This window comes from Nonomuraea antri (assembly GCF_013283785.1).
Classification (GTDB): Bacteria; Actinomycetota; Actinomycetes; order Streptosporangiales; family Streptosporangiaceae; genus Nonomuraea; species Nonomuraea antri.
The window spans coordinates 36,294-42,293 of sequence record NZ_JABCPZ010000080.1 but is presented as its reverse complement, the minus strand read 5'-3'; the positions used below and the strand labels follow the sequence as shown (position 1 = coordinate 42,293).

Here is a 6,000-nt window from a genome sequence, read left to right as displayed (position 1 = left end):
GTGGCGGCGGCCGTCCTCGTGTCGGCCCCGGTTCCCGCCACCGCCACCGCCTCCGCCACCGCCTCCGCCACCGCGTCCACCGCTCAGGAGCTCAAGTTCCGCGGTGCGACGCTCTACATCCCGATCGAATGGCGGGTCTACCGCATCAGCACCGACTGGGTGCGCGTCGTCACCGGCAAGTGCGCCAGGCCCAAGGGCTGGTACGGCGAATCCGAGTGCGACAGCTTCTGGCTGCTCGGCCCCAAGGCCATCAAGGAGGGCAACGAGCTGTTCAGCCCGTACACCGGCAGCCGGCCCTTCTACCCGGCCACCGACGTGCAGCCGTGCCCGCACAACCGCAAGTGGGGCCAGCTCGTCAGCACCAAGGGCGAGAAGGGCCTGCGCCAGTTCGGCGCCGGGCACAAGGCGAGCTACCGGGCCTGGAACGCCACCTGCATCTCCATGGACAACGGCACGGTGAAGTCCCGCTACGTGCAGCGCGAGTGGTTCCTGCCGACGAGCAAGATCCTGGTCGTCGACCAGTGGCGCACGCCCGGACTGGCCGACGCGGTCAAGTACGCCGACTGGAAGTGAGCAGCCCGCCGACGGCCAGGCACACGAGTACCGGGACCAGCACGAACGCGGTCCTGGTGCCGAAGCCGTCGGCGAGCGCGCCGAGCAGCAGCGGGCCCGCGGCCATGGCGGCGCCGCCCCAGATGGGCGAGGCGGCCGCGGCCCGGTCGGTCCTGGCTCCCGAGTGATCGATCAGCGCGGCCAGCGCCAGCGGGAAGTGCAGCGCCACGCCCAGCCCGCTGAGCACCAGCCCGGCGTACGACAACACGGGCTGGGCGCTGGCCCAGAACACCAGCCAGCCCGCGGCCGTCACGGCCAGCGCGCCGGCGAACAGCGGCACCGGCGGCAGGCGCAGCGCGAGTTGCGCGCCGCCGAACCTGCCGAGCGCCATCCCGGCCACGAACGCGGTCAGCGCGGTGGCCGCGGTCTCCGGGCTCAGCCCGGTACTGACCGAGAACAGCTCGGCCGCCCACAGGTTGAAGCAGAACTCCAGCGCCACGCAGCAGAACAGGACGAACCCGGCCACGTGGAAGCGCCAGCCGAGCGGCGCGACCGGCCGCTCGCCGGCCGCCCCGCCGTCCGTCGCGACGGTGTCGGGGGCCCACACCCGGCCCATGGTCAGCGCGAGCAGCACGCTCACGAGCGGCGTGATCAGCAGTGCGGCCCGCCAGCCGAGCGCGCTCTGGGCGACCTCGCTGAGCGCGAACGTCACCCCCATGCCGACCACCACGCCGACCGCGTTGGCCTCGCTGATCGCGGCAGGTCCTGCCGGGCCGTGGTGGTCGCTGAGCGCGGCCATGCCGGCGTAGAGCATCAGGCAGCCGAACGTGCTGCCGAGGAAGTACCCGAGCAGCGTGAGCGGCAGTGCGGAGGTGGCGGCGATCATGAGCACGCCCGCGTTGGTGCCGGCGACGCCGACCCAGCTCGCCGCGCGCCTGCCGAACCGCCTGGTGAGCAGGGGCAGCGAGAGCCCGGCCACGATGCTGCCCACGGCCATGGCACTGCCGTGCAGCCCGGCGACGGTGGCCGAGGTCTGCTGGTCGGCGCGCAGCAGTGGCAGCGCGGCGCTCAGGCCGTACAGGTAGGTGGCGAAGACGCCGAGTTGCAGGTAGATCAGCCAGGTGGGCCGGTCTCTGACCAGCCTGACGCGTGCTGCGACCGTGGACACCCGGCAACTCCCGCATAAAGGGTGAAAAGTATGCCTTTAATGCTAAACCAGGGCATCGAGCTGAGCCGCCAGCCACTTCTGCGGCGGCAGCGCGGTGGCCGCGGCGGCCAGCAGGTCGCGCCGGCGGCGGCGCTCGTCCTGCGGCATCATCAGCGCCCGGTGCAGGGCCGCGGCCGTGCCCGTCACGTCGTACGGGTTGACCATGAGCGCGTACGGCCCCAGCTCGGCCGCCGCTCCCGCCTCACGTGACAACACCAGCGCGCAGTGCTCCGACAGGATCGGGCCCTCCTTGGCCACCAGGTTCATGCCGTCGCGTATCGGGTTGACCAGCAGCACGTCGGCCAGCCGGTAGGCGGCCAGCGAGCGCGGGTAGTCGTCGTTGACGTTGAGAATCAGCGGGTCCCAGTCTTCCGTGGCGAATTCGTCCTCGATCGCCTTGGCGCAGCGCTGCACCGCTGCGGTGTACTCGCGGTATTCGGGCAGGTCGTGCCGGCTCGGGTAGGCGAAGGCCAGGTGCACCACGCGCCCGTGCCACTCCGGGTGCGCGGCCAGGAACTCGCGGTAGGCCAGCAGGCCGCGCACGATGTTCTTGGACAGCTCGGTGCGGTCGATGCGGACGATCAGCTTGCGGTCGCCGACCTGGTCCCTGAGCGCGGTCAGGTGCGAGATCACGTCGGGCTCGGCCGCGCGCTCCCACAGCGCGTCGCCGTCGACGCCGAGCGCGTGCACGCCGACGCGGGTCGTCTTGCCCTCGTGCGTCACGCTGCGCCCGTCGCGGTCGACCCGCGCGCCCAGCACCGCCTGGCAGCAGTCCATGAACGCCTGCGCCCACCGCTCGGTCAGGAACCCGGCGCGGTCGGCGCCCAGGATGCCTTCGAGCACCTCGCGGCCCACGTCGTCGGGCAGCAGCGAGTAGTACTCCGGCGGCGCCCACGGCGTGTGGCTGAAGTGCGCGATGCGCAGGTCGGGCCGCTCGGCGCGGAGCATGGCCGGGGTGAGCGTGAGATGGTAGTCCTGCACCATCACGCGCGCGCCGTGCCCGGCCTCCTCGGCCAGGGCCAGCGCGAACGCCCCGTTGTAGTCGCGGTACGACTCCCACTCGCGGCGGAACCTGGTGTCGAAGTTCGGCGCGTTCGGGATGTCGTAGAGCAGGTGGTTGACGAACCACAACGTCGAGTTGGCCACCGCGTTGTAGGCCCGGTGGAACGTCGCGGGCGGGATGTCCAGCATGCGCAGCGCGCCGGTGTCGTAGCCGGCCTGGTCGAGCCGGCCGCCGGGGGCCTGGCGCACGGCGCTGCGGTCGCCGTCGGACAACGCGGCGCACACCCACAGGACGCCCTCGTCCTTGGCCACGCCGGACAGCCCGGACACCAGGCCACCGCCGCCGCGCTTCATCGTCAGCACGCCGTCCTCGGGGACGGTGAAGGAGACCGGCCCGCGATTGGACGCCACCAGGACGCTGTTCATTGGAGCTCCTTTCGACCATAGGATCCCAGCTATGGCGCTTGATGAGCTAACCGAGGAACTGGCCCGCTCCGCCGCCGCCGGAGATCATCGCGCACTCGGCGAGCTCCTGCGGCGGATCGAGCCTGACGTGATGCGCCACTGCGCCCGGATCCTGCCGTATCACCAGGACGCGGAAGAAGCCTCTCAGGACACTTTGCTGGCCGTCGCGCGCAACATCGGGCGGTTCGAGGGCCGGGCCAGGTTCAGCACCTGGCTGCACATCGTGACGGCCAACTGCGCCCGTACGACGTACCGGTCGCTGAAGCGCAGGGCGGCCGAGCAGACCAGCGACGAGCTGCCGATGCAGAAGCCCGACGTGCGCCGGGTGAGCGTGATCGCGGGGTCGCGGCTCGACCTGCTCGACGCCATGGAGGCGCTGGAGGCCGACAAGCCCGACCTGGCGCAGGCGCTGGTGCTGCGCGACATCGTCCAGCTCGACTACAACGAGGTGGCCGAGCAGCTCGGCATCCCGCTCGGCACCGCGAAGTCCCGCATCCACCAGGCACGCAAGTACGTGCAGGGAGTGCTCGGCGAAGACTATCGCTGAGACTGTTTGTCTCGCCTGCTGAGACGGTTGGTCGTTTACGTCCCATTGGCGGGTAGCATCCTTCTCGACAACTACATATTGCTCATCCAGAGGGGTGGAGGGACCGGCCCTGCGAAGCCCCGGCAACCCTCCCGGCTTGTACTCGCGACCTGGCGAGGCCGACCGGGACAAGGTGCCAATTCCGGTCTGCGGTCAAGGTGGCCGCAGGCGAAGATGAGGGAAGGCCTCGCTTCATGTCGCTCGACTTTGGTCCTGCCGTCGCCCTGTCCTGCCGTGAGTGCGGCACGCGCTACCCCCTGGGTCCCAGCTTCGCCTGCCTCGAGTGTTTCGGGCCGCTTGAGGCGGCCTACTCCTTCGGCACGGTCACCAGGAAGGACATCGAGTCCGGTCCCGCCAACATCTGGCGCTACCGCTCGCTGCTGCCGGTTCCGGTCGACGTGGCGTCCAAGCCGAACATGAACCCGGGATGGACCAAGCTGGTCAAGGCCGGGAACCTCGGCCGGGCGCTCGGCATCAAGTCCCTGCATGTGAAGGACGACTCGGGCAACCCCACCCACTCCTTCAAGGACCGGGTGGTCGCCATCGCCGTCGAGGCGGCGCGCAACTTCGGCTTCCACACGCTGTCCTGCTCCTCCACCGGCAACCTGGCCGGCGCCGTCACGGCCGCGGCCGCCAGGGCCGGGCTCGACGCCTGCGTGTTCATCCCCGCCGGCCTGGAGCAGGCGAAGATCGCCATGGCCCGGGTCTTCGGCGGCAGCCTGATCGCGATCGACGGCAACTACGACGAGGTCAACCGGTTCTGCTCGGAGCTCATCGGCGACCCGCTGGGCGACAAGTGGGGCTTCGTCAACGTCAACCTGCGGCCGTACTACGCCGAGGGCTCCAAGACGCTGGCCTACGAGATCGCCGAGCAGCTCGGCTGGCGTCTGCCCGAGCAGATCATCATCCCGATCGCCTCCGGCTCGCAGCTCACCAAGATCGACAAGGGTTTCAAGGAACTGATCCAGCTGGGGCTGGTCGAGGACGCGCCGTACAAGATCTTCGGCGCGCAGGCGGCCGGCTGCTCGCCGGTCTCGTCGGCGTACAAGGCCGGGCACGACGTCGTCCAGCCGGTCAAGCCCGACACCATCGCCAAGTCGCTGGCCATCGGCAACCCCGCCGACGGGCCCTACGTGCTCGACATCGCCCGCCGCACCGGCGGGGCGGTCGAGGACGTCACCGACGCCGAGATCGTCGCCGCCATCAAGCTGCTGGCCTCGACGGAGGGCATCTTCGCCGAGACGGCGGGCGGCGTGACGGTCGGCGTGCTGAAGAAGCTCGTGGAGACCGGGCAGCTCGACCCGGAGGCGGAGACCGTCGTGCTCAACACCGGCGACGGGCTCAAGACGCTCGACGCGATCGCCGACGACGCCGTGCCCAGTGCGGTGATCCGGCCCTCTCTCGACGCGTTCCGCGAGTTCCACGCGGCTGTCTGACAATCAGGAAAGGCGAGGTAAATCATGAGCGTTTCTGTGCGGATTCCCACCATTCTGCGCACCTACACCGGCGGCAGTGCCGAAGTCAGTGGCGAGGGCGCGACGCTTCGCGACGTGCTCGCCAAGCTTGACTCCGACTACCCGGGGATCGGCGCGAGAATTCTGGATGAATCGGGCAAGATTCGTCGTTTTGTCAACGTTTACGTTGGGGAAGAGGACGTCCGTTTCGCCGAGGGTCTCGACACCGTGGCGCCGGAAGGCGTGCAGATCTCCATCATCCCGGCGGTCGCGGGCGGCTGATCCCGGCACCCCCTGACATGAAGGCGCCCCTAGTGGGCGCCTTCTTCTTTTCCCGGGGCAATTCAACGTTGAACGAGTTAGCTGCCAGTGAAATACGTAGTTTGTGGCTTGACTCTGTTGCCAAACGCCGTGCCACAGGTATGGTCGATGCGATCGTCTGACTGATTTCCCTATAAGTCATGACGATTACAGGTCTCGCGGAGGAATGGGCGAGATCTGAGAGCCCAGTAAGAGGAGTCGGAAGTGGCGCAGGGCACCGTCAAGTGGTTCAACGCGGACAAGGGCTACGGCTTCATCGCGGTAGACGGTGGTAAGGATGTATTCGTCCATTACTCAGCGATCATGATGGACGGGTACCGCTCTCTCGAACAGGGCCAGCGGGTCGAGTTCGAGATCACGCAGGGCCAGAAGGGACCGCAGGCGGAGGCTGTCCGCGCGGTCTGAATCATGTA

At 69.0% G+C, this 6,000-nt stretch carries 7 protein-coding genes and 1 riboswitch; of the genes, 5 read left to right on the top strand and 2 right to left on the bottom strand.

The window, feature by feature from the left end:
• Positions 1-573, top strand: a 573-nt coding sequence (locus tag HII36_RS25405; RefSeq protein ID WP_217369940.1) for a hypothetical protein, incomplete at its 5' end; no start/stop codon positions are given.
• Here HII36_RS25405 and HII36_RS25400 read toward each other — a convergent pair.
• The gene (locus HII36_RS25400; protein WP_173525748.1) at positions 551-1,720 is read right to left on the bottom strand and encodes an MFS transporter; all 1,170 of its coding nucleotides are present in this window, start codon (positions 1,718-1,720) and stop codon (positions 551-553) included. The two genes, HII36_RS25405 and HII36_RS25400, sit on opposite strands and share 23 nt — an antisense overlap.
• Before the next feature lie 42 nt (positions 1,721-1,762).
• Complete coding sequence (locus tag HII36_RS25395) at positions 1,763-3,187, bottom strand: alpha,alpha-trehalose-phosphate synthase (UDP-forming) (RefSeq protein WP_173525747.1); 1,425 nt, start codon at positions 3,185-3,187, stop codon at positions 1,763-1,765.
• A 31-nt stretch (positions 3,188-3,218) separates the two neighbouring features.
• Between HII36_RS25395 and HII36_RS25390 the strand changes: the two genes are divergently transcribed.
• The 4 genes from HII36_RS25390 to HII36_RS25375 all read left to right on the top strand — a co-directional run bounded on the left by HII36_RS25390 (position 3,219) and on the right by HII36_RS25375 (position 5,992).
• Positions 3,219-3,773, top strand: a complete 555-nt coding sequence (locus tag HII36_RS25390; protein WP_173525746.1) for an RNA polymerase sigma factor — start codon at positions 3,219-3,221, stop codon at positions 3,771-3,773.
• A gap of 79 nt (positions 3,774-3,852) precedes the next feature.
• Positions 3,853-3,993, top strand: a riboswitch (SAM riboswitch).
• A 13-nt stretch (positions 3,994-4,006) separates the two neighbouring features.
• Complete coding sequence (thrC, locus tag HII36_RS25385; RefSeq protein ID WP_173525745.1) at positions 4,007-5,248, top strand: threonine synthase; 1,242 nt, start codon at positions 4,007-4,009, stop codon at positions 5,246-5,248.
• A 24-nt stretch (positions 5,249-5,272) separates the two neighbouring features.
• Entirely contained in the window at positions 5,273-5,548 is a 276-nt protein-coding gene (locus tag HII36_RS25380; protein ID WP_173525744.1) for a MoaD/ThiS family protein, read from the top strand.
• 243 nt (positions 5,549-5,791) lie between these two features.
• A complete protein-coding gene (locus HII36_RS25375; RefSeq protein ID WP_173525743.1) occupies positions 5,792-5,992 on the top strand; it encodes a cold-shock protein in 201 nt (66 codons plus the stop codon).
• The last annotated feature ends 8 nt before the right edge of the window (positions 5,993-6,000 follow it).

Coding starts and splice junctions, on each gene's coding strand:
- HII36_RS25395 (WP_173525747.1), bottom strand. CDS start 3,187: ATGAACAGCGTCCTGGTGGCGTCCAATCGCGGGCCGGTCTCCTTCACC.
- HII36_RS25390 (WP_173525746.1), top strand. CDS start 3,219: ATGGCGCTTGATGAGCTAACCGAGGAACTGGCCCGCTCCGCCGCCGCC.
- thrC (WP_173525745.1), top strand. CDS start 4,007: ATGTCGCTCGACTTTGGTCCTGCCGTCGCCCTGTCCTGCCGTGAGTGC.
- HII36_RS25380 (WP_173525744.1), top strand. CDS start 5,273: ATGAGCGTTTCTGTGCGGATTCCCACCATTCTGCGCACCTACACCGGC.